23 protein-coding genes are annotated in these 22,654 nt (G+C 44.2%); 12 read left to right on the top strand and 11 right to left on the bottom strand.

What is annotated here, in order from left to right; translation table 11 throughout:
- Window positions 1-3: 3 nt before the first annotated feature.
- From rpsP to ISR87_05035, 12 genes are all read left to right on the top strand, one after another.
- Window positions 4-582: a 30S ribosomal protein S16 gene (rpsP, locus tag ISR87_05090; GenBank protein MBL7024812.1), complete on the top strand. Its 579-nt coding sequence runs from the start codon at window positions 4-6 to the stop codon at window positions 580-582.
- A gap of 61 nt (window positions 583-643) precedes the next feature.
- On the top strand, window positions 644-877 hold the full coding sequence (locus ISR87_05085; protein MBL7024811.1) for a KH domain-containing protein: 234 nt from the start codon (window positions 644-646) through the stop codon (window positions 875-877).
- A gap of 3 nt (window positions 878-880) precedes the next feature.
- Entirely contained in the window at window positions 881-1,396 is a 516-nt protein-coding gene (rimM, locus tag ISR87_05080) for a 16S rRNA processing protein RimM (GenBank protein ID MBL7024810.1), read from the top strand.
- Complete coding sequence (gene trmD, locus ISR87_05075) at window positions 1,393-2,112, top strand: tRNA (guanosine(37)-N1)-methyltransferase TrmD (GenBank protein MBL7024809.1); 720 nt, start codon at window positions 1,393-1,395, stop codon at window positions 2,110-2,112. Before rimM ends, trmD begins: the two co-directional genes overlap by 4 nt.
- Complete coding sequence (gene rplS / locus ISR87_05070) at window positions 2,096-2,443, top strand: 50S ribosomal protein L19 (protein ID MBL7024808.1); 348 nt, start codon at window positions 2,096-2,098, stop codon at window positions 2,441-2,443. The genes trmD and rplS overlap by 17 nt, the downstream gene beginning before the upstream one ends.
- Window positions 2,444-2,574: 131 nt before the next feature.
- Window positions 2,575-3,339, top strand: coding sequence for a sulfite exporter TauE/SafE family protein (locus tag ISR87_05065; GenBank protein MBL7024807.1), 765 nt, complete (start codon window positions 2,575-2,577; stop codon window positions 3,337-3,339).
- Between the two features lie 191 nt (window positions 3,340-3,530).
- Window positions 3,531-4,898 carry an L-seryl-tRNA(Sec) selenium transferase gene (locus tag ISR87_05060; protein MBL7024806.1) on the top strand — a complete coding sequence of 456 codons (1,368 nt, stop codon included), beginning with the start codon at window positions 3,531-3,533 and terminating at the stop codon, window positions 4,896-4,898.
- A gap of 146 nt (window positions 4,899-5,044) precedes the next feature.
- Entirely contained in the window at window positions 5,045-6,310 is a 1,266-nt protein-coding gene (locus ISR87_05055) for an Nramp family divalent metal transporter (GenBank protein MBL7024805.1), read from the top strand.
- Window positions 6,311-6,425: 115 nt separating this feature from the next.
- Window positions 6,426-8,279 (top strand): selenocysteine-specific translation elongation factor, encoded by a 1,854-nt coding sequence (gene selB, locus ISR87_05050; protein ID MBL7024804.1) that lies wholly within the window; start codon window positions 6,426-6,428, stop codon window positions 8,277-8,279.
- Between the two features lie 47 nt (window positions 8,280-8,326).
- Window positions 8,327-10,948 (top strand): DNA mismatch repair protein MutS, encoded by a 2,622-nt coding sequence (mutS, locus tag ISR87_05045; protein ID MBL7024803.1) that lies wholly within the window; start codon window positions 8,327-8,329, stop codon window positions 10,946-10,948.
- A gap of 37 nt (window positions 10,949-10,985) precedes the next feature.
- Window positions 10,986-11,993: a hypothetical protein gene (locus ISR87_05040; protein MBL7024802.1), complete on the top strand. Its 1,008-nt coding sequence runs from the start codon at window positions 10,986-10,988 to the stop codon at window positions 11,991-11,993.
- A 65-nt stretch (window positions 11,994-12,058) separates the two neighbouring features.
- Window positions 12,059-12,634, top strand: a complete 576-nt coding sequence (locus tag ISR87_05035) for an HDIG domain-containing protein (protein MBL7024801.1) — start codon at window positions 12,059-12,061, stop codon at window positions 12,632-12,634.
- Window positions 12,635-12,813: 179 nt separating this feature from the next.
- On the opposite strand, the gene ISR87_05030 is transcribed toward ISR87_05035, so the two are convergent.
- The 11 genes from ISR87_05030 to ISR87_04980 all read right to left on the bottom strand — a co-directional run bounded on the left by ISR87_05030 (window position 12,814) and on the right by ISR87_04980 (window position 22,113).
- On the bottom strand, window positions 12,814-13,422 hold the full coding sequence (locus tag ISR87_05030; GenBank protein MBL7024800.1) for a CoA pyrophosphatase: 609 nt from the start codon (window positions 13,420-13,422) through the stop codon (window positions 12,814-12,816).
- Window positions 13,422-14,666 carry an MFS transporter gene (locus ISR87_05025; GenBank protein ID MBL7024799.1) on the bottom strand — a complete coding sequence of 415 codons (1,245 nt, stop codon included), beginning with the start codon at window positions 14,664-14,666 and terminating at the stop codon, window positions 13,422-13,424. Before ISR87_05025 ends, ISR87_05030 begins: the two co-directional genes overlap by 1 nt.
- An 82-nt stretch (window positions 14,667-14,748) precedes the next feature.
- Window positions 14,749-16,059, bottom strand: a complete 1,311-nt coding sequence (locus ISR87_05020; protein MBL7024798.1) for a hypothetical protein — start codon at window positions 16,057-16,059, stop codon at window positions 14,749-14,751.
- Between the two features lies 1 nt (window position 16,060).
- Entirely contained in the window at window positions 16,061-16,618 is a 558-nt protein-coding gene (locus ISR87_05015) for a hypothetical protein (GenBank protein ID MBL7024797.1), read from the bottom strand.
- A complete protein-coding gene (locus ISR87_05010) occupies window positions 16,608-17,192 on the bottom strand; it encodes a hypothetical protein (protein ID MBL7024796.1) in 585 nt (194 codons plus the stop codon). Before ISR87_05010 ends, ISR87_05015 begins: the two co-directional genes overlap by 11 nt.
- Entirely contained in the window at window positions 17,189-17,794 is a 606-nt protein-coding gene (locus ISR87_05005; protein MBL7024795.1) for a hypothetical protein, read from the bottom strand. Before ISR87_05005 ends, ISR87_05010 begins: the two co-directional genes overlap by 4 nt.
- Window positions 17,795-17,796: 2 nt before the next feature.
- Window positions 17,797-18,840 carry a pilus assembly protein PilM gene (gene pilM / locus ISR87_05000; protein MBL7024794.1) on the bottom strand — a complete coding sequence of 348 codons (1,044 nt, stop codon included), beginning with the start codon at window positions 18,838-18,840 and terminating at the stop codon, window positions 17,797-17,799.
- Between the two features lie 222 nt (window positions 18,841-19,062).
- Window positions 19,063-19,329 carry a hypothetical protein gene (locus ISR87_04995; protein ID MBL7024793.1) on the bottom strand — a complete coding sequence of 89 codons (267 nt, stop codon included), beginning with the start codon at window positions 19,327-19,329 and terminating at the stop codon, window positions 19,063-19,065.
- An 8-nt stretch (window positions 19,330-19,337) separates the two neighbouring features.
- A complete protein-coding gene (locus ISR87_04990) occupies window positions 19,338-19,784 on the bottom strand; it encodes a hypothetical protein (GenBank protein ID MBL7024792.1) in 447 nt (148 codons plus the stop codon).
- 56 nt (window positions 19,785-19,840) lie between these two features.
- Window positions 19,841-20,779 carry a hypothetical protein gene (locus ISR87_04985; GenBank protein MBL7024791.1) on the bottom strand — a complete coding sequence of 313 codons (939 nt, stop codon included), beginning with the start codon at window positions 20,777-20,779 and terminating at the stop codon, window positions 19,841-19,843.
- A 398-nt stretch (window positions 20,780-21,177) separates the two neighbouring features.
- Window positions 21,178-22,113: a hypothetical protein gene (locus ISR87_04980; protein MBL7024790.1), complete on the bottom strand. Its 936-nt coding sequence runs from the start codon at window positions 22,111-22,113 to the stop codon at window positions 21,178-21,180.
- Window positions 22,114-22,654: the final 541 nt, after the last annotated feature.

The raw sequence follows: 22,654 nt of genomic DNA, 5'->3' as shown, positions 1-22,654 counted from the left end.
CTTTTGGCTGTTAAAATCAGACTGAAGCGGATGGGCAAGAAGAAACAACCTTTCTACAGAATAGTTGTTGCAGATTCACGTGCCCCTCGCGACGGAAGATCAATCGAAAAAATTGGACATTATAACCCGATTCCAGATCCAGCAGAACTTGTGATTGATGAAGAACGACTTTTTCATTGGATGGATCAGGGTGCAAAGCCCAGTGATACAGTATTTAGCTTGCTGCGTGGACGCGGACTTACACTCAAGTATGAGTTGGTTAGCCGCAATGCAGATGAAGCTACCATTAGCAAAGAGATGCATAAATGGGAACTAGCCCGCGATGAACGGGGCAAAAAAGTAGCCGCAGTAGAGTCAGCCAAGCTGGCCGCCGCTGAGACTGCAAAGCAGGCTGAAGAAGAGGCCGCACAAAAAGCTGAAGAAGCAGAAGAGGCCACTAAGCAGGCCGCAGAAGCTGAGGAAGCCGCTGAACAGGTCGAAGAGACTGAAGAAGCTGCTGAGGTAGTTGAAGAAGTTGCTGAAGTAGCCGCAGAAGAACCTGTCGAAGCACCTGCTGAAGGTACGGAGAAGCAAGATTCTTAAAAAGCTGAAGAAATTCCTTACCGTTGATCAGGTGGATTCGACAACTGACGGAGGTATGAGCATGAAAGAGTTCGTAGAGTTTGTAGCGAAGAGTCTGGTTGATAATCCAGATGATGTTGAAGTCAATCAAGTTGACAGCGAACGGGTGACCATCTTCGAACTAAGGGTAGCCAAGGAGGACATTGGCAAAGTAATTGGTCGTCAAGGCCGCACAGCCAAAGCCTTCCGCACGCTGCTAGCTGCGATTTCAGCAAAGGCCGGTACCAACCGCGCCATGCTCGAGATCATCGAATAGGTAATGCATTCAGCAGAGGTGAATAGAACCGCCATTGGCATGGTTCGTAAACCTCATGGTATAAAAGGGGGCCTCAAGGTGACCCTGTACAGTATCGACCTTGACACGCTCCAGACCATGGAGCAGCTTTTTGTAAATACGGGTAATGAATGGAAGCAACTCACGCTAGGAAATTGTCAGGGTTATGATGACTTTGCCATTCTTAGCTTCAATGAAATTCCAGATCGAACCGAGGCCGAAGCGTATCGCGACAGAGAAATATTTGCTCTCCGCGATGACATGCCGGAATTGAGTGACGATGAATTTTTCATCGATGATCTCATTGATTGTGACGTGGTTGACGAGAACAATAAAAACCTGGGCAAGGTTATTGAGATTCTAAGTCCGGGTGCTCATGATGTCCTGCTCATTCAGCAGGGTGACTCTGAAACCCTGGTTCCACTGGTTGATGAATGGGTCGTTAGCGTCGATTTAGTAGGTCGCAGAATCCAGATAAACAGTCCTGAGGAGATAGTATGATAATAGATGTCATCACTACTTTTCCTGAGACTCTGGATGCATTTCGCGAAATGGGAATTGTAGGAAGAGCCTTTGACAATGGCCTGGCTGAAATGAAATGCTGGGATATTAGAGATTTTTCTGATGATACCTACAAACACATCGATGATGTGCCTTATGGGGGAGGAGCCGGGATGATTATTAAACCGGATCCCTTGTTCAGAGCTTTTGAAGCCGTTGCAGAATACCGCAAAAATACAGGCCATCGCATCTTTCTCACCCCCCAAGGGAAACCTTTTCAGCAGGATGATGCTGAAAGATTGGTTGAGACTCCCCATGTGGTACTGCTCTGTGGCAGATACAAGGGTATTGACCAAAGAGTGAGAGATGAACTCATTGATGAGGAAATCAGTCTGGGAGATTTTGTACTCTCAGGTGGTGAGATCGCAGCCTTTGCAGTTATTGATGCCATGGTTCGATTGTTGCCAGGTGCTGTCAGTGATGATGAATCTACAAAATCGGACACTTTTCCTGTTGGATTATTGGACGCACCGTATTATACCCGCCCCGCTGAGTACCGGGGAATAAAAGTACCCGACGTGCTGCTCTCTGGGCACCACGCGCAGATTGAAAATTGGAGAGAACAGCAACGTCTTGAGCGAACAAAAGTTAAACGCCCAGACTTGTTCCATAGATATATGAGAGGACTGGAGGAAAGTAATGAACAAAGTAGATAACCTGGTTGCCGGGCAGCTAAAAACTGATTTGCCTGATTTCAAGCCAGGTGATACTGTTGCAGTTGATGTAAAAGTTATCGAAGGCCAAAAAGAAAGAATTCAGGTCTATGAGGGTAATGTGATTGCCCGCACTGGTAAAGGTATCACTGCTACATTTACAGTTAGAAAAATTTCAAATGGTGTTGGTGTTGAGAGAATATTTCCTCTCCATGCTCCCACTGTTGCAGGTGTGAAGGTATTGCGTCGCGGTAAAGTACGTCGCGCCAAACTATACTATCTTCGCAAACTGCGCGGGAAAAAAGCCAGAATCAAGGAAGCACGCGATTTCTAAGCTTCACTCGTTCCCGAACCACGACATAGCCCGGAGGGCGACGCCAGGTTATTCCTCACTATCTCGAAATCAAGCTTTCAGATACTTAATTTGTAATGGCATTTGACCCTCGTATCAATTAAGGTGCTCCCATGCTTGAAAATTTAACCCCACTAAATCTTGCAGCTGTGCTATTGATAGGAGCCAGTGCTGGCTTCATCAATGTGCTGGCTGGTGGTGGTTCATTTTTGACCCTGCCCCTCCTCATTTTTCTGGGACTACCCCCCAATATTGCCAACGGTACCAATCGTCTGGCCATCCTCATGCAGAACACCTTTGCTGTGGGTAGTTTCATGAAGAAAAAGGTAATTCCAGGTCAATTCGCTCTGAAAGCCGCCCTTTTTACAGTTCCCGGAGGAATTATCGGTGCCTGGCTGGCCACCCTGGTCAGTAATGCCCAGTTTAAATTCAGTCTGGCTATGGTGATGATTGTCATGTCCCTGTTTACGCTGTTTGCCTCGAATAAGCAGAAGGGGGATCCCATTGATCCAGATGAGTATATTGGCAAATGGCTGGGTCCTGGAATAGGCTACTTTTTTGTAGGTATTTATGGTGGTTATATCCAGGCAGGAGTGGGTTTTCTGGTATTATCCGTCTTGCTATGGCAGAACATCAATCTGGTCCATGGCAATGCTGTTAAACTGACTATTATATTTTTCTTTACGGCGATTGCCCTCATCATTTTTGCCTGGAATGGTCAGGTAAATTGGGCCATGGGTGCCATGTTAGGTGTGGGGAATATGGTTGGTGCCTGGTTGGGGACACATGTTGCCATTAAAAAAGGTCATAAATTTATAAAGCATGTGGTAACCGTTGCTGTCATCGGTTTTGCAATTAAACTATTGATAGATATGTAAAGCGTTTCTACCGCAAAGAGCCGTCATCTCGAGCGGAGTCGAAAGATGTCTATTTGGCTCGGGATATATGATATATCATTTTACGCACCTCGACTCCGCTCGGTGAGATGAACTGATGGTTATGTGAAATTCAATTGGGATTAAAATCCAATACAGTAAATTTGATCCAAAAATATTTCCAGGAAAATTGAATGAAAAAACCCCGAACCAAATCAATCAACCTCTCAGAATTACCCAGTGTGGATGCCCTGCTTCAATCGGTTGCAGATATAGAGCTGCCTCATAATCTCAAGAAAAATGAAGCACGTACACTTCTGGATGATATCAGGGAGCTTGCCTCAAAAGGAAAAGCGGCTCCTTCAGGCGATCTGGAATCCAATTATCGGAAAAAACTACTCAAAATAGCCAATTCCCTACGTAAGGTTATTAATGGTACCGGAGTCGTCATCCATACCAATCTGGGACGGTCTCCGCTGAGCGCTCAGATGCTCACTGCCCTGGAAGCACTCCAGGATGGATACGTCAACCTGGAGCTTGATCTTGATCATGGTCGCCGGGGGAATCGTCATGATCACCTGAGACCCTGGATCCAGTCCATCAGCTCCGCTGAAGATGGTATCCTGGTCAATAATAATGCTGCTGCAGTGCTCCTAACTCTTAATACACTGGCTGATCGCAAGGAAGTCATCATTAGCAGAGGTCAACTCGTTGAAATCGGTGGATCGTTTAGAATTCCCGAAATTCTTCGGAAGGCAGGCTCAAAACTGGTGGAAGTGGGCACCACCAATCGGACACATCTCAAGGATTATGAGGAAGCGATTACTCCTCGAACCAAACTTTTGCTCTGGGTGCATACATCAAACTATAAGATTTCAGGATTCACAAAGGAAGTCTCTCTGCAGGATCTGGTGGCTGTGGGAAAGAAACATTCTATTCCAGTCATGGCCGATCTGGGAAGTGGAGCCCTGGTACCTATTGATGAATTTGGCCTCCAGAGAGAGCCCCTGGTTTCAGAGGTCATCGGGACTGGCGTTGACATTGTAACCTTCTCAGCTGACAAACTACTTGGTGGACCACAGGGGGGCATTATTGCTGGTAGGCAGGTCCTCATGCAAAAGATAGAAAAGAATAACCTCTTGAGGGCATTACGGCCTGATAAGACGCAGATTCTACTCACCTTACAGGCTTTGAAAGCCTTTTCTAATGGACAAGAAGGGCTCATTCGCATTCCTGTTTATCGTGACCTGCTCATACCTGTGGCGACCCTCAAAAAGAGAGCAGAGATGCTCCTCCAGGAAATAGAGAATGCTAACATAAGTTTATCAATTCTTGAGACAGAATCCCAGGTAGGATCAGGAGCTTCCCCTTCAGAGAAAATGCCCTCAATAGGAATTGGAATCAAGCATTCAAAAATGAAAGCAGCTCGTATTTCAAGTTGCTTGCGAGCCCATGATCCTGCCATCATGGGTCGCATCACCGATGATCTTTTTATAATTGACCTGAAAGCTGTGCGTGAAAGTGAAGATTCAATAATCGTTGCTGCTTTGAGATTATTATAAAGTATTATTTGATCATTAAAATTTTCGTTTTAAGTCATTGCGAGCGAATGAAATGAGCGTGGCAATCTCCGACCTCTTGGTTAATGATCGGACCGAGATCGCCGCGTCCAGACGGACTCGCGAAGACTAGTAAAGGAACTAGGCATATGAATAGCTCTATCAAGTGGCAATCACGTCTCAAAGCCTTAGGTCCTGGTCTATTATGGGCTGGAGCTGCAGTCGGTGTTTCCCATCTGGTCCAGAGTACCCGGGCTGGTGCGAATTATGGTTTTGCCTTACTCTGGGTTGTGGTAGTAGCAAATATTTTCAAATATACTGCCTTTGAATTCGGTCCCCGGTATGCAGCCGCCATGGGTGAAAGTCTCCTCGATGGCTATCAACGGGTGGGTAAATGGGCGCTGGTAGCCTTCCTGATTCCAACCTTTGGGACCATGTTTGTCCTTCAGGCAGCGGTTACCATTGTAACTGCAGGATTGGCATCAAAAATTTTTGGTACCAGTATGAGCCCCCTGGCCTGGAGCGCTGTGATTCTTGCCGTTTGCGCAGGAGTATTAACCATTGGGAAATATCGGGTTCTTGACAAGTTGATTAAGCTGATCATCGTGATTTTGAGCATTTCAACCATTGTGGCTGTTTTGACGGCCCTCGGGCATGGTTCATCAGCAAAAGTGGATTTTATTCGACCACAACTTTGGAATGTTGCAGGGGTCTCCTTTATGGTAGCCCTCATTGGCTGGATGCCTTCTGCCATTGATATTTCTGTATGGCATTCACTCTGGACTATTGAAAGACGCAAAGAAACTGGGTCAGCGCCAAGCCTGGCAGATTCACTGTTTGATTTCAGGTTGGGATATTTTGGGACAGCTATTCTAGCCCTTGGTTTTCTGAGTTTAGGCGGTCTTATCATGTATGGCACCGGTGAATCATTCTCACCCTCGGGGAGCAAGTTTGCTGGTCAATTCATAACCCTGTATACCTCAACCCTGGGAAGCTGGAGTTATCCAGTAGTGGCCGTTGCGGCGCTTACCACCATGTTTAGTACGACCCTTACTGTGACAGATGCCTTTCCCAGAGTATTAAAACGGTCCACAGAAATAGTATTTCCCCACAGATATGATGGAAAAGATAATAGGTCACTCTACTGGATCTGGATGGTGATCGTGCTGGGAGGAAGCCTGGTTATTATTGGTCTCTTTATGAGCGGCATGACCCTACTTGTCGATCTGGCCACAACCCTGGCATTTCTGACAGCCCCCATCCTGGCCTATATCAATTATCGGGCAGTGACTGGCCCATGGATGCCAGAGGAGGGAAGACCTGGTCCAAAACTTTTGCTATTTAACTGGGTTAGCATGGCTTTCCTGGCTGGCTTTGCACTCTTCTTTCTAATCTGGCACTTCATTCTGAATTGAAATTTGAAACTAGAAATTGGGATAAACTTGATACAATGAATTACTTTGCTAATGATGATGGAATTAAATGGAGACCTACCCCTCCAAGTTTCAAGTTTCAAATTTCCAGGTCAGTATGCAAAAAGTAATCGGATTAGCCGGTCATATTGACCACGGAAAAACAGCTCTGGTCAAAGCACTCACCGGTGTGGATACAGATCGTCTCGAGGAAGAAAAACGACGGGGTGTGACCATAGATATTGGTATCGCCTTTTATAGTGAAGATGTCACCTTTATCGATGTCCCCGGCCACGAAAAGTTCATTAAGAACATGGTCACTGGAGTCAGCACTGTGGATGCCGCCATGCTGGTGATTGCTGCTGATGATGGGGTTATGCCCCAGACCCGTGAACACCTGGATATTTTGCACATTCTTGGCATTAGAAAAATTCTGGTGGCTCTGAACAAATCAGATCTCGTTGATCCTGACTGGCTTGAATTGGTTGCTGAAGAAGTGGCCACCTATCTCACTGACAGGGGCTATCCTGACACCAAAATTATCCCTGTGTCAGCCACAACGGGGCAGGGAATTGAAGATTTGCGAGGAGCTCTCGATCAAACCATTTCTGAAATAAAAAGTCAGGATAGGCAGGGTGTCTTTCGTCTTCCCATTGATCGGGTTTTCTCAGTCAAAGGTTTCGGTACAGTTGTAACTGGAACCGTGCTCTCCCATGAGTTGAGAAAAGGTCAAAGTGTGGAGCTTTTTCCACAGGAAAGTACCTTTCCCGTGCGTGGACTCCAGTCCCATCATCTTGAAGTGGATAAAATCAAATTTGGTGATCGGGGAGCTATCAATCTCGGTGGTGCCAGCGTCGAAGAACTGGGTAGGGGTGCCTTTCTGGGCAGTCCTGGCATGTTTCAGACGGGGACCACCTGGGTAGCAGAGTTGAGTGTCTTGCCGCACTGGAAAAAGCCGGTCAAAGAAGCAGATCGTATCCATGTCCATGTTGGAACAGGAAAACGTGAGGCCCGAGTCCATCTCCTGGAAGCCAACCAATGCGATCCAGGTCAAACCATGATGGCACAATTCTTCTTTGAAGAATCGATTTCAGCAGGCTTTAAGGAAAAAATGGTCATCCGATATCTATCCCCTGAGGAGACTCTTGGTGGCGCCGAATTACTCTGGGCCATGGACCATCGATTGAAGAAGCAGGATAAGCATCTTCCGATTCTTAAATCCCTAATAACAGATGATCTATCTGTTTTGATAAACGCCACAATGGATTTCTTTAATCGGCCCTTAAATAGACGAGAAATTGCCCGCTATCTCAGTGTGGCAGAGTCCAAGGTTCACACCTTGCTCCAGAAATCAGAGGATTTTAAAAGTCACCAGGATAAGTTCATCAAACGCTCACTATATGCCAGGAGCCTTGCTCAAATCCAACAGGTTCTAGAGAATTACCATGAGAAAGAACCGCTTGGCAAGGGTTTACCCAGAGAGAAACTGACCGATCTGGGCCAAGCCAATCGTGAATTTGTCCTGGCCTCTGCTCTGGGAGAGGGCATCCTTAAGAATCAAGGTGATCTCTGGCAGCTATCCGGGCATCAGGGCACTCTGGACAAAGGAGATGAACAGGCAAAACAAAAAATCGTGGATATTTTCAATCATTCCAATTTTTCATCACCCTCCATGGATGAGTTGAAAGGATCTTTGAATGCTCAGGAGTATTCAGTCCTCCAGTGGATGATTCAGCATAAGGAGCTGGTGCGCATCGATAAGGATTTCCACTTGCTCAACGTTCAGGTTGATTACTTCATAGAGGCTCTGAAAAAATGGTTCAGAAGTAATCCTGAATTGACTGTGGCACAGTTGCGAGAGTTCATCCCTACCACCAGGAAGTACATCCTACCCATGCTGAACTATGCCGAGCGCAAAGGCTTACTCCTTCGCGATGGAGATGTCAGACGCTGGGTCGGTGAGGAACTCTAGTCCACATTCCTAATTCGTAATATGTAATTATAGTCTATATTAATTAGATGTCAGCAAAGCAAAAAAAGACCGATGATGGCACGACGCCACTCATGAAACAATATCTGGAGATCAAGGCCAAGTATCCCGATGTATTGCTTTTATATCGTATGGGCGATTTCTATGAAACCTTTGGCGATGATGCCAAAGTTACTTCAAAAGTCCTGGGTATAACCCTTACAAGTCGTTCCAACGGCAAGGCTGCCAAGGTTCCTCTGGCGGGATTTCCCTATCATGCCCTGGATGCATACCTTTATAAATATATGCAGGCGGGTCTGCGTGTGGCCATTTGCGAACAGGTGGAGGATCCCAAACAAGCCAAGGGTATTGTAAAAAGACAGGTCGTGGAAGTTGCCACCCCAGGCTCCGCCATGAGCGAACATTTCCTGACTGCCAAGGAGTCCAATTATCTGGTTTGTGTTTTTGCCGGGAATAAACGAATTGGCTTATCCTTCCTGGATGTATCAACTGGGAAATTCAGTGTTTTGGAGCTTCTCCCTAATCAATTGAGGGCGTTTCTCGCTGGTTTGTCCCCCCGTGAAATATTGTTGTCTGAGGATGATTCTGAATCGGAATCCTATCTTGGCCATGGAAAATGGTTAATAACCAGAGTAGAGAGCTGGGTTTTCAATATAGATTTTGCACAGAGTGAGCTTACCAAACAATTCAAAACCCAGGGACTCAAGGGTTTTGGGATGAGCGGGATGAAAGCCGGGACTTCGGCAGCCGGTGCCATATTGTATTATTTGCAGAGTTACCAGGGTCGGGATTTGAAACACGTGACCGGAATTCAGAGTCTCAGTGCCGATGACTGGATGACCATTGATGATGATTCACTCCGAAACCTTGAATTGTTCCGATCCCTCAGGGGTGGTGATGAGGGGACCCTGATTTCTGCCCTGGATGAATCTGTAACCTCTGGTGGTGGTCGACTTCTCCGTGATTGGCTCCACAAGCCCCTTTTAGACAAAGAGCGCATCGAGAATCGCCTGGATCAGGTGCAGGTCTTTTTTGAACATTCAGAATTACGTCAGAAGCTGCGCGAAATATTAAAGCAAATCGCCGATCTGGAACGATTGCTTTCAAAATTGAGTTCAACCCGTGGCTCAGGCCGTGATTTGGCAGGTCTTAGAAGTTCCATCCAGCTATTACCCGAACTTGCGAAGCTTCTTGACGACAAGCATATTCATAAAATTGGTCTCCACGTCGAAGCCTTACCTGATGTCAGTCCACTCCTTGCCGAGCTGGAACGTCTTATTGTAGATGAACCACCCGTTTCCGTAAAGAATGGGGGGTTAATCCGTGATGGCATTGACCCTGAGTTGGATGAGATTCGCGGTATTGCCCGCAATGCCAAGGCCTGGCTGGTGGAATTTCAAGCTACTGAAAGACAGCGTCTGGGAATTTCATCCCTGAAAATTGGCTACAACCGCGTATTTGGCTACTATATAGATATTACCAACACCCACAAAGATCTGGTTCCTGAAGATTATATCCGCAAACAGACCCTGGTGAATTCTGAGCGCTTTATTACTGAAGAGCTCAAAGAATATGAAGAAAAGGTTCTTCATGCTGAAGAGCGCTATACAGCCCGGGAGTACGAAATATTTGATGATCTCAGAATCCAGGTGCTGACAGAAGCTGTCAATATCCAGGCGATTGCTGATTTTATCGCCAGGCTGGATGTGGTAAGTACCTTTGCAAAAATATCCTATGACCGAAACTACTGTCGTCCTGAACTGAACCAAAGTCTCCAAATTGAGATCAGCAATGGGCGGCATCCTGTTATAGAACAGTTGCTCCCTGTAGATGAGGCCTTCATTCCCAATGATCTGCTTATCGACGCTTCAGCAGATCAGATATTGTTAATTACCGGTCCAAATATGGCAGGGAAGTCCACTTATCTGCGACAGGTAGGGCTGTTGGTGCTTCTGGCACAGATTGGTTGCTTTATTCCAGCCGATAAGGCTAAAATCGGTATGGTGGATAGAATCTTTACTCGCGTTGGTGCCTCAGATAACCTGGCTGGTGGAGAATCAACTTTTCTGGTTGAAATGAATGAAACTGCCAACATTCTCAACAATGCCACTCAACGCAGCCTGATCCTCCTGGATGAGATCGGCCGTGGAACTTCCACCTACGATGGCCTGGCCATTGCCTGGGCCCTTATTGAATATCTCCATGGAAAAACCGAACAGGCCGCCCGCACTCTTTTTGCCACACATTATCATGAATTAACCAAGCTGGAAGGCATTCTGCCCCGTTTGAAGAATTACAATGTGGCTGTCCGTGAATACGATGAGAAGGTCATCTTCCTGAGGAAGATAGTTCCTGGTGGTGCCAGCAAGTCTTATGGTATCCATGTAGCTCAGATGGCAGGAGTGCCCCTGCCGGTGATCCAGCGTGCCAATGAAATCCTGTCTGATCTTGATTCTGGCGAAATTAGTGTACGCTCCGATGAAATTAGTGAGTCCACTCCAACCTTTGATACCCACCAGATGTCCCTTTTTGATAAGCAGGAGCGGGTGCTCCGTGACAAGCTTAAGGGGTTAAAGCTGGACCAGATGACACCTCTTGAAGCAATGGTGCTTTTAGATGAGATGGCCAAGAGCATCGGCGAAGATAACTAGTCAGGAACCATGGATACCTCAAAGGCGTAAGCTTTCTATGAAATATTTATCACTTCTTATCTTCCTTCCTGCCGTTTTACTGGCTGAATCTGTTTCCTATGGAGAAGATCCATTCGTCCTGGGTATGTCTATCGATGCCTATGCGCTTGGAAATATCAAGGCCCTGCCCATGGCCAACCCAAGTCCTGGATCCAATGTGGCCTATCTCTCTGGACGGGATCAAAAACTTGGTTTTCAACATACAGAAGGTTTTGGAGGTGTCTACCAGACAGATGTCCTCAGCGGTATCAAAGATAATTGGTCGCTGCTAATATTTCGCGGTGGCGTAAGTGGTATTGCAGATACTCGCAAGTCCTTACTGGATTACGGGACGGATGGGGTTTCAGGTACCAACGATTCAGATGGAACCGAGGATAATGGTGAGCTGGATCCAGGGGAACGCCTGAACATAAACTCCATCAGTTATTTTAGCACACAGCAATTTTTAGCCGAATTAGGTTATTCTCATCTGCTTAACCCAAAGCTTGCTGTACACGGAACCGCACGCCTGCTGTATCACGATTTGTATTCTGAAAGCGGTTTTGGAGTGGGATTTCATGGCGGTTTGTTATACCAGCCCATTGAGAAAATGCGTCTGGGTATTGAAGTGACAGATGTTCTGAGTACAACCCTGTTCTGGAGCTCTGGTCTCACTGAAGTATATGCACCTCAACTATTTCTGGGCGCTGACTATTATATAAACTTTGAAAATATCCCCTTCATCATCCATCCCATTGTCCAGGCTGAGGTCTCGCTTACCGGGAAACAAGCTGAGCTGAATAAGGAAACCTGGGGATATGCCACGGGTCTGGAAATCGGGTTTCAGAATCAACTATTTATTCAATTGGGTCGCAATGCTTTAGATCAGTTTCAGGTTGGAGCACGCATCCGGACAAAATATATAGATCTTCATTATGGCACTGGATTTTCAGAACTAACCACTGTTGCCGGTCAAACGCACAGAGTGGGAGTGGGCCTCAATATTGGAGAGTTTGACTTGTTCTAATGGATAGACAGGTTAACCCTGTCTCCTAATATATTCGGTACATTTAACAATTAGGGAGGTCAATCATGGTGCTCGATCGCCAATCAGCCTGGGATTTGCTGTGTGAATACACAGTGAGTGATTCTTTGAGAAAACATGCCCTTGGGGTAGAAGCCACCATGCGCGCCATGGCAGGCAAATATGGGGGTGACCCTGAGGTCTGGGGTATCACAGGCTTGCTTCACGATTTTGATTATGAAAAATATCCAACTGCTGAAGAGCATCCCTATAAGGGCGTCGAAATTCTCAAAGGACTGGGATATCCCCAGGAAATCCTAGATGCTATTATGGGACATGCTGAATATACAGGTGTGGAAAGAAAAACAGTGATGGCCAAATCTTTGTTTGCCGTCGATGAGTTGGTGGGATTTGTTTTTGCAGTGACCTATGTTCGGCCAAGTAAAGCCGTTCGTGATGTGGTGTCAAGATCAATCAGGAAAAAGTTGAAACAAAAGTCCTTCGCTGCCAGCGTCAATAGAGATGATATCGTCCAGGGAATTCTGGAACTTGAGCTTGATGAGAATGAACATTTCCAATTTGTGATTGATGCTTTGACAGGTGTTGCCCAGGAAGTGGGTCTGGCCGGTACAGCGCTAGAATAATTAGTGTCTGTCTATAATGTTAGTTCTAAACAGACGCTACTACAGTTTTTTACAACCTGCCTGCGCTATACAGCTACGGCAAGGCAGGCGAATTTGACGGATATTACGAAATAGTATTAAATATTTTTGTGGATTTCGTTTGTTTCGTTGTGAAAGAAAAGTTTAAAGGCAGACTCCAATTAGACCACTTTAGTCACCAGGGTCCGAAACTCACTTAAGATCATGGCTGTGGCTCCCCAAACTTTGTGTCCATTTATTTCAAAAAATGGGATTTCCCAGTCTTGCTTTTTAAAGTGTCGCAATTCGTATTGAATTTCCCTTTCACAGAGTGACGTAATCGAAACACTAAATATCTCTGCAACCTCTTTGGGCTCTGGGATGAAGTCTGGTTTATGCTGAGTATATCCCACCACAGGTTGAACGATATGATTACTCACAGGGATGGGCAGCACACTGGTCTTTCCAATCACCTCAACATTTTCGGGTAAAATATTTACCTCTTCATGGGCTTCCCGCAAAGCAGTTTGGATATCGCTCTCAGCACCATCCCGTCGGCCGCCTGGGAGAGCAATTTGCCCGCTGTGAGCAAAACCATCCACCGTTCGTCGAATCAACGGAAAAAGCCACTCTCCATCTTGATGGTAAAGGGAGATCAGCACGGCTGCAGGATGTAGATTATGACCAAGGATTTCTAATTCACGTCCCTCTGGCATGAGGTGCTTTTGAGCCGTCCAGCCAGGTAGGGGCTGTTTTAGGAGTTTGCTCAGATTAGGGATAAAATGATCCATTAATCCGCATCTCGTATTGTTTTCATTGATAATCCCATCAAACCGCTCATGGCCGCGCCCACTCCAATTAAAAGGAAAATGGTGCGAGGTGAAATCCATTCCGCCAGAACACCCGTCAAGGCGACTGAAATTGACATCACACCAATGACGGCAAGATTAACCATAGAAAAAACACGTCCCTGCATATGTCCAGGAACCAGGGAGTGGATCAGAGTGGTTCTGGTAACCTGTATAAACGGGATACCCAGAGAATGGATAAATATGATTGATAGGGTCAACCAAAACGGATCAAAACCAAGACGTCCCACCCAATAGAGAGGGATGAAGGTTAGTCCATCATAAATCAATCCCAGCATGAGCCAGGTCCCCTTTTTGTATCTGCTGGCATAACGATATACAAAGATTGTGGCAATGAGCATGCCTACTCCGTAACTGGACTCAATGAAGGCAAAATCTCTACCACTTCCATCCCAGACCTCTTTGATTAGCAATGGCGTACCCACCACGGCAGGACCCATGATAAAAAGATTATTCAATGCTGTTATTAGAATGATCCAGAAAAGTCGGCGGTCTTCATAAATGACATATCTTAAGCCCTTTTTGAGCTCGGAAAGATGCCGGTTTTCATAAGTAGTTGCTCGTTTCTCACCACGTTTATATGAAATCAGCATAATCATGAGAAATGATATTAAAAAGGTTCCTGAATCTAGAAAAAAGAGATTCACTATACCCAGGGCGGAGAGAAGCATACCAGCACCAAATAAACCGACAAAATAGGCAAGGTAGCCAGTCGACTGGATTAGAGCATTGATCTTCAGCAGCTGAGATTTATGAACCAACTCAGGGATGATGGCGTCCCTGGCAGGATTAAAAAGGGTTCCAAAGGATGCAGCAGCAAAAACAATTGTAGCCAGAAGCAGGGGGCTTAGCATATCCAAAGAGTAGAATAGGGGGATGAGCAGGATGAGAAAAAATCGAGCGATATCGCTAATGAGCATGAGCGTTCTACGCCGATAATGATCAGCCAGTACACCTGAAAACAATCCAAAAATTAGCGCGGGAGCAGTGGCAGCGAAGGCAATAAAACCTGTCATGGAAGGCGATCCCGTGATGTCCAGCATCAACCAGATAACAGCCATATGTGTAATACTGTCACCGGCTTGGGAAACGAGTTGCCCCACCCACAGAAAGGAGATATTACGATTAACGAGAAGTGTGAATTTACTCACTGGAAATACAGCCACAGGTTCCGAGACCTTTATAGACTGAAATTTATTGATCGAAAAGCGAGAGCAACTATGTCTTTAGGGGTAAGCAATCCCTGATTTATTTGATCGATCGAATAAACTCACGGGGAATTTTTTCAAGATCTTTCCTTTTAATCCCGTTCTTATAAATGTCGACAATCTCAGGAGTAATCATAACCAAAAGTTCAGTTTTTTTCTTGTTGGTTTGAGTAGATTTAAAAAGCTCACCAATGATAGGGATGGACCCAAGAATGGGTATCTTCGAAATTGAGGTCACGTCAGATTCTTGCATAAGTCCTCCCAGTACCACCGTCTGGCCATTTTTTACAATAACTTCTGTAACGGCACGTCTGGTAGAGATGATTGGGATACCATCAGGAGTTGCACCCTGTTGGAAATTAGCCTGGGGTGATAGTCGAATGGTGACGGTCGAATCATTATTGACATGAACAAAAATAGAGAGCTTAACCGTTGCATTTTTAAATTCATATGAGGTCATTCCAAATTCATTCAGCTTGGGATATGGAATTTGATCTCCAACCTCTATCTCGGCCTGCTTATTATCTAGTACCATAAGATGAGGGGTGGAGAGGAGATTTAAATCATTTGTGGTAGACAGCATACCCAGAACGACATCAATATCTGCAGCAATAATACCCAAACTAAAACCACCTGATATTGCAGCAGGTGTTGGATCTGTAAGGGGCTCAGTAAACAGATCACGTAATCCAAAGTTTGTTTGAAAGACACTGCGAACGTCGCCATTGCCAGCATCTTGCTTGGTAAACCACTGGACCCCTCTGTCATGATCATTGGTGAGAGATACTTCCACAATGGCACTTTTGATGTGTACCTGGTCTGTATGGACATCCAGAGTCGCCATAAGTTTTAGAAGCTCAGCAACCTGACCCGGCGTGTCTTGAATAATCAAGGTATTGGTCCTGACATCACCAAAAACCCTTCCAATCTCAGCTGTTACAAAAGGAGAAAGGGCACCGGCAAGGTCGGTTGACACAGCAAACTGGCATTCATATGATTCTATCCGAGTTGGGATGGCTATATCGTCCTTGTTGGTGACTAGGTATTTACCTGAAGTACCGAGCTGTTGAAATCCCAAATCATATAGCTCGGTCATTATAGAAAGTGCTTCCAATGGTGCAATCTCTTTCAAATCCAGAGTAATTTTTTTGGTACGGATTTCGGGATCAGAGATGAAAATCATTCCACTTTTCTCACTGAGAATACGAAGAACGTTCTCTAATTTGACTTCTTTCACAGAAATGGAGATTTTATCTCCACTGGCTTGAGCAAGTGCAAACAGTGGCATCAGCGCAATTAACAGAATTATAGTAGTGCGGACTAACTGATTGAAATTATTGCTTGATCTCATATCACTCTCTCTCGATAACAATGGAAAAAATATCATCACTATTTCCTAATACGATCATTGTGTCCTGTATGGTTTGGACAGTGTACCCTTGTATCTGGTCACCTTCGCCATAAATATCATTGTTTAAAATAGCGTATGGAGCTGATCTATCCCAGATAATACCATTGATGGTAATTTTGGGTCGTACAATACGTTTTTTGCGCGTGACCGGCTTCTTAGTGGTCTTCTTGGTGGCTTTAGGTTCTGGTTTATCCTCTTTTGGCTTGGGAGGTGGTGCCACATAGACTCTTACAAAGGGATTACGCATTTTCGTCAGGTCAGCATTTGAACTGAGAGTATCTATGGCTTCGACGAATGCAAGATTCTCAATGCTTTTAGAAGATACGGTTCTTATCGTGGTCTGAAGCGTCTCCAGATCCAACGCAAGTGTGTTGCCAACTGTCCCAGCCACTTCGGCAGAAAATATTTTATCAAAGGTTCCTGTGAAATACAGACCACCAGAAAGTAGAACAATGAAAGCCAGCAGAAAAATCAGGAGGGTGGTGTTTTTATTCTTCACTTTTTCCCCCTTTTGAGACTAAAACTGAGAGTGTTAAATCATATCGGGCATAGTCATTTCGTTCAAGAGGCTTTATGCCCATTTCATCAATAAGAATCCATTCACTATGCTTCTCGATCATATCCAGGAACTTCAGAAAGTCCTGAAATCTCCCAATCATACTCAATCTAATTAGATGAGCCTGATAGTTTTTGCCAATATTATTAAATTTATTCATGGGCTCCAGGGTGACAACTTTTAGCAAAGCATTGGTACAGAACCTATCGAGAACCGGGAAAATAGCATTAACTCGAGTACTCCCCAACAGGCGCGACTTGAAGATTGCTTCCAAAGAGTCCAGGACGGCCAACTGAGTATTAAGGTTTTCAATAGCCATCTCTATATCAAGGCTCACCAGGTCGATATAGGTCTCTGCGAGTTGGTTCTGTCTTAGCACGGCCTCATCGTAGCGTTGACTCTCAGGCAGGATCAGAACTTGCAGGGAAGAACCTGTAATAGCGAAATAGATTACAATGGCTGTTACCAACCATTTCATCTGTACTGCTTCTAACCAGAATTGGAATTGTTTTTTCATCGGTACAATCCCAGTGAGAATACCAACTTAAGTCGGTCTTCTTCTTTGTAAATTCGGTTGTTTTCTACCTTGATATCAGAGTAGAGTGTAGATAGCGGTAAGCTAAAGAGAAGATTCCCGCGGAAATTATCCACAGAAAGAATATCCCGGTTCCCACCCTCGATGTAGGTATAGCCTTCAATGGTTAAATCAGGGCCAGTATCCTTTTTTTTGTTGGTCTTTACTTCGGCCTTGGAGAAAATTTTTGTAATCACCAGATCCGGTGGTAAGGCTTTGGTAATATCGATCAATATTTTGCGCCAGACGGACGGCCGGGCACTGGGCTGCAGGAAGACATCAGATTCTTTTCTTAATCGATTACGAACCCCGATTTTGCGTTCAAGAAATAACATACGTGGTTCAACGCTTGAGATTTTCCCTTCAATATCAGAGTTCAAACCTTCAAATACCTGAGCCATGTAGGCTTGACTTTCATGAGTCCTCACCAGAATAAAGATGGTTGCACCAAATATGATGACATACAATAGAAAACTAAATCGCTTGAGATGTCGCCTTACGCGTTCATCGGCAGTGGAGCTTAGAAAATTTAGTTGATATTCCATTACTATCTCAGAGCCAACCCAATTGCCGTGGAAAATTGATATTGATTACCGGTGGTAACTTCTATATCTGGAAAGAATTCCGACATAGGATCCCATATCTCAGCAGGGATTTCCATAATCTCTTCAGATAAGGTAAAAAAGGATTTGATGAATGAATCATTTAGCAAGCCACCTGTAACATAAAGTTTCTCAACCTTCTGGCCGGTATTATAAAAGTGTCTGAAGTTTAATTTGCGAATGGTCAGGGATAATTCTTTGAGCTTCTGCCCGACGATTTTGTTTTCCATGTACAATGCTGTAATCGGCTGGTCATTTGAGCTGACCTCAAGGACTCCCCTGCGCAAGTATTCCACTTCGATAAATGAAATATCTGCAGACTTGGCAATAATGGAGTTGAGATTGTTGCCACCAAAAGGAAGATAGAGAAATTCAGGATGCTGGGCAGAATCAATAATCGTATAGTGTGAATTTGTACCACCCAATTGCAAAATACCAACCGCTTCAGTGATTTTAGGATTCATTTTATGAAATAGTTGAACGGTGGGCAAGGTACTGGTTTCCAACACTCTAATATTGGTAGAAAGCGACTTGAAAACTTTGGTTAGCCACTCAATTCGATTCTTCTTTATAACAGCGAGTAAGACATTCAGTTTTTTCTTCTGCGATTGTGGCAGGACGGTAAAGTCATAGTCATAGTTATCGGCAGGATCAGCCAGTAGGGGAGACAATTCCCAAAAAAGAGCCTGCTTCAATTCGTGTGTAGCGATCTGGGGAAGTTGCAGGAAAAACAGGTTCTGATATTTTGCACTGAGACCCACGTTGATATCGGCTCGTTTATAGGGCAATTCAGACAAGAGGGTTTTGACACCATTCATGACGTGAGTTTCATTTATCTCACGCACATCTTTAACAACATCCTCTTCAAGATAGTCGTACTTTAATAGCTTGGCATGTTTACGGCTACTTTTTTTAGTATAGTATGCGGCCACCTTGATAGCATTGGTCCCAATATCTATACCGATTCTTATTTTTTTTGCTCTAGCCACGATCCCTAAATGCTTGGTTTTATTTTATAAGCAATTCGTAATTCATTTCAGGTCACACACATCTAATGAATATAGAAATGCCTGCTCTAGATTCTATTCAAAAAGGCTACAAACCAGGTATTTCGATAATAAAAAAATCCCCCAGATTACGGAGGACTTTTTGGGTTGATTGGTGGGCTGGAGGTGTTCTGCGGGAAAACAAATAATCCCATCAATTGGTTTTCAACGACCACCCTTCATCACAAGGTCAGGATCAGCCTGATCTTGGGAACCTGCTAGTCGAGGACAAGCTTTAAGATGTTTAATATCGATGAACGCGGTCTGATCTGATTCAGCATACTGATGGTAGTTTTCAATACATACTAAGGGGAATGATAGAGCTATTTGTTGCGGATTTGAATCCTGAGCGGGCAGGGATTCGATTTTAGAATAGCTGCCAATGGGATCTAGCTCAACATGTTTTGATTGCTGTACCATGATAGCGTTCATGAGACTTCCTAATTTCCGCCAGCTAGATTTCCGGATTCGTCAATGGTTCGATCTGAATTGAGTTGAGATTCTGCTTGGCAGGTTATTGTGAACTGAATTCCTTCTGCACTTACATATCTATATGCAGAATCTTCAAAGTACTTACCCGTTAGTCCACCGGTGTTAATGTCATTCCAGTGAGCACCAACCACCATAGCCCCGGTGGGAGCCTTGGGATATTCACTATTCTGGCCGTAATAAATGCGAAGCTGAGTCCGGATGCTACCCAGGTTGGCATCAGCCTCACTCAATTTAGCCTTATTAACATTAGATGCATAGATGGGAATGGCAATGGCAGTCAAAAGTGCTATCATGCCAATGACAATGGCCAGTTCCACCATAGAAAACCCACGTACCATTCTTGAACTATTTGGTTTTGGCATACCGCTGAAAATCCGTTCGGTTGTTGTTGTCATTTTCTATTCTCCTTATGCAGGGTGTGTTTGGTGATAGTTAAACCGGGTGACATGGGTTATGCCTGATGATGTTTTTTCTTCCATGACTTGGTTTTCCAGCGACCGATCTGCTTTGGCCAATCGTAGTCACTTCGGTTTCCAAAACCTTTTGTCCAGCGATAACGGTCACTATGCTCAGCATCCAACAGATTGAAGTGGTTATTCAGTGAGACATTGCGTCCGATGACGGGTCCTGAAATGTTGCCATTTTGTATGTTGATATTGCCCTTGCAGTAGATCGCTCCGACTATAGTTTCAGATCCATTTATGCTATAGATATCAAAATCTTGATTGGGGTTGGTGAAGATTACTGCTGGATAGGTACCGGTAGTATCGCCTGCGGGAGCAGTAATTTCATTGTCGCCCCAAAAACTTACATGGTGTCCAGTGAAAACTAATGTTCCGGAAGTAATTCTAATATCATCAAGGGCAATGTAGTTACCAGTAAATACGTGGATACCATTAGGAAAGGTGTTGTTGGACCAGACCTTCCAGGAGTTAGTGTGTACTGAAGTAGCATTATCAAGAAAATATTGAAGATCTGCTTCAGGAAGAAAGTTAAAGCCACCACGTGCCTGATTTTCATCTTCCAAACCAGGATCATAGCCATCTAGACTGACAGATCCTTCAGCAGCAATACCTCTATCGAAATGAGTATCGTCAGAAAGGTCCAGGAGGATTTCTGTTTCCATCTGAAATCTGTCAACATTAACACTCAGGGTATTCAAGACTGGATCAAAGATTGTGGTGATGCCATCAGCTGAAACATTAATAAGACTGTCAGGACCGTTGTTTAAGAGCCATAAGGATTCGTTCACTGAAGATTCCATGGCATACTGTAGTTTGATATTATTAACGGTCTCAGCTGAGCTGGCAGTTGAAACGTATGCTACATTAAGTACGGCCACACCAGTAAAACTAAAAACGAGGAAGAGCATAAGGACGGCTACTAACATGATGAGACTCCGATTATGGCAACCACTGCCATGGTCTGGTGATGATTAGAACTATTATGTTGTGTTGTGTTTCGCATACTGCCATATATACATTCAAATCGCATGCCAAAATTATTAATGCTCTATAAGTACTTATTTAACAGTTGTTTAGATATGTCCTAAATTTATTCACATTTTATAATGGTATTAAATGTACGACAATAAGCAATAGTAACAAACGGGAGTGTAGTAATAATAAGACTCTTAAAGACAATAAAATAATAATGAATATATATATGACTCAGATAATCACATTATAAACAATAACATAAATGATATGCAGTCCTTTGCAGCAATAAAAAAGCCCTCGTGTTAGGAGGGCTCTAGGGGGCTATATGTGGGTTGTTTTGCAGTTCTGTTTAGGCGTTGTGTTTCTTATTCCATTTCTTGGTTTTCCAGCGACCAATCTGTTTGGGCCAATCATAATTGTCTCTGTTGCCAAAACCTTTGGTCCAACGATAACGATCACTGTGCTCTTCATCCATAACATCGATGTTGCTTCCGAGGCTCACATTGCGACCAATGACGGGACCTGAAACATATCCATTATGAAGTTCTATATCACCCTTGCAGTAGATGGCTCCGATGATTGATTCATTTCCGCCAAGGCTGAACATTTCAAAATCCTGGCTTGGGTTTGTGAATATCAGGGCGGCTGAAGTGCTGGTAGTATCACCGGCAGGTGCTGTGATCTCGTTGTCGCCCCAAAAATTAATATGGTGACCGGTGAAGATGAGAGTGCCAGAGGTGATTCTAACATCTTGTAGGGATATGAAATTTCCAGTAAAAACATGGATTCCATCAGGAAAAGTATTGTTGGTCCAATGCTTATATGAGGACGTATGGATTTGTGTGGCATTATCGAGAAAATATTGAAGGTCAGCTTCAGGTAAGAAATTGAATCCACCACGTACTTGATTATCATCTGATAAACCTGGATCATACCCGTCTAAGGAAACCTCTGCTTCAGCTGCAATACCACGATCAAAATGCGTATCATCAGAGAGGTCTATAAGGATCTCAGTTTCCATCTGGAACTTATCAACATCAACGCTTAAAATATTCAATTCAAGATTAAAGATAGTAGTGATGCCATCAACACTGGTGTTAACCAAAGTGTCGGCTCCGCTGTTCAGGCGCCATAAGCTTTCATTCAATGAGGACTCCAGGGCATATTGCACTTTGATGTTGTTAACAGTCTCGTGAGAGCTGGCTGTGGAGACATAGGCAACGTTCAGCACGGCAACACCTGTGAAGGAAAAGACTACGAATAACATGAGGACGGCTACTAACATGCCTTATATATGTTCAAATGCTGTGCCAAAAGCTAATGAGAAATATAATTCCAGTATTAATAGTAACTTAACATAGTCATATATATATTCATATTGATATAAAGTAATAATATAACGACATAATATGAATATACATTATTTGAGTGTCATGTATAGCAGACTATTATTTGTGTGTAATTAGAGACGAATATATATATGACTATTATAAATATAATATATACAATACTATAAGGTGATATTCATGATATTTATTATACGAAACTATGATAATGTATAAGCAGTTTCGCCCAGTAGCAGAATGGCACGTATGCACGCCCTGGAAGGGTGTTAGAAAAGCTTGGAAACGGGTGGTTGGAGGGTAGAGCTAGGGTAGGCTTATGTCATAAAAAAGCCCTCAACGAGTGAGGGCTATAGGAAGGAACTGTTGGTGATGGTTAGAGTTGTTTATGCGTTATGCTTCTTATTCCATTTTTTAGTTTTCCAACGATCAATCTGTTTGGGCCAATCATAACCATTACGGTTGCCAAATCCCTTGGTCCAA

It is taken from the genome of Candidatus Neomarinimicrobiota bacterium, from assembly GCA_016784545.1.
Classification (GTDB): domain Bacteria; phylum Fidelibacterota; class UBA8477; order UBA8477; family JABMPR01; genus JABMPR01.
The sequence above is the reverse complement of the archived record's forward strand: the minus strand, read 5'-3'. Positions and strand labels throughout refer to the sequence as shown.

Coding starts and splice junctions, on each gene's coding strand:
- ISR87_05020 (MBL7024798.1), bottom strand. CDS start 16,059: ATGAGATCAAGCAATAATTTCAATCAGTTAGTCCGCACTACTATAATT.
- selB (MBL7024804.1), top strand. CDS start 6,426: ATGCAAAAAGTAATCGGATTAGCCGGTCATATTGACCACGGAAAAACA.
- ISR87_05010 (MBL7024796.1), bottom strand. CDS start 17,192: ATGAAAAAACAATTCCAATTCTGGTTAGAAGCAGTACAGATGAAATGG.
- ISR87_05035 (MBL7024801.1), top strand. CDS start 12,059: ATGGTGCTCGATCGCCAATCAGCCTGGGATTTGCTGTGTGAATACACA.
- rimM (MBL7024810.1), top strand. CDS start 881: ATGCATTCAGCAGAGGTGAATAGAACCGCCATTGGCATGGTTCGTAAA.
- ISR87_05055 (MBL7024805.1), top strand. CDS start 5,045: ATGAATAGCTCTATCAAGTGGCAATCACGTCTCAAAGCCTTAGGTCCT.
- ISR87_05060 (MBL7024806.1), top strand. CDS start 3,531: ATGAAAAAACCCCGAACCAAATCAATCAACCTCTCAGAATTACCCAGT.
- ISR87_05065 (MBL7024807.1), top strand. CDS start 2,575: ATGCTTGAAAATTTAACCCCACTAAATCTTGCAGCTGTGCTATTGATA.
- ISR87_04990 (MBL7024792.1), bottom strand. CDS start 19,784: ATGACAACAACAACCGAACGGATTTTCAGCGGTATGCCAAAACCAAAT.
- ISR87_04985 (MBL7024791.1), bottom strand. CDS start 20,779: ATGTTAGTAGCCGTCCTTATGCTCTTCCTCGTTTTTAGTTTTACTGGT.
- mutS (MBL7024803.1), top strand. CDS start 8,327: ATGTCAGCAAAGCAAAAAAAGACCGATGATGGCACGACGCCACTCATG.
- ISR87_05040 (MBL7024802.1), top strand. CDS start 10,986: ATGAAATATTTATCACTTCTTATCTTCCTTCCTGCCGTTTTACTGGCT.
- ISR87_05085 (MBL7024811.1), top strand. CDS start 644: ATGAAAGAGTTCGTAGAGTTTGTAGCGAAGAGTCTGGTTGATAATCCA.
- ISR87_04995 (MBL7024793.1), bottom strand. CDS start 19,329: ATGAACGCTATCATGGTACAGCAATCAAAACATGTTGAGCTAGATCCC.
- rplS (MBL7024808.1), top strand. CDS start 2,096: ATGAACAAAGTAGATAACCTGGTTGCCGGGCAGCTAAAAACTGATTTG.
- ISR87_05030 (MBL7024800.1), bottom strand. CDS start 13,422: ATGGATCATTTTATCCCTAATCTGAGCAAACTCCTAAAACAGCCCCTA.
- ISR87_04980 (MBL7024790.1), bottom strand. CDS start 22,113: ATGTTAGTAGCCGTCCTCATGTTATTCGTAGTCTTTTCCTTCACAGGT.
- trmD (MBL7024809.1), top strand. CDS start 1,393: ATGATAATAGATGTCATCACTACTTTTCCTGAGACTCTGGATGCATTT.
- ISR87_05005 (MBL7024795.1), bottom strand. CDS start 17,794: ATGGAATATCAACTAAATTTTCTAAGCTCCACTGCCGATGAACGCGTA.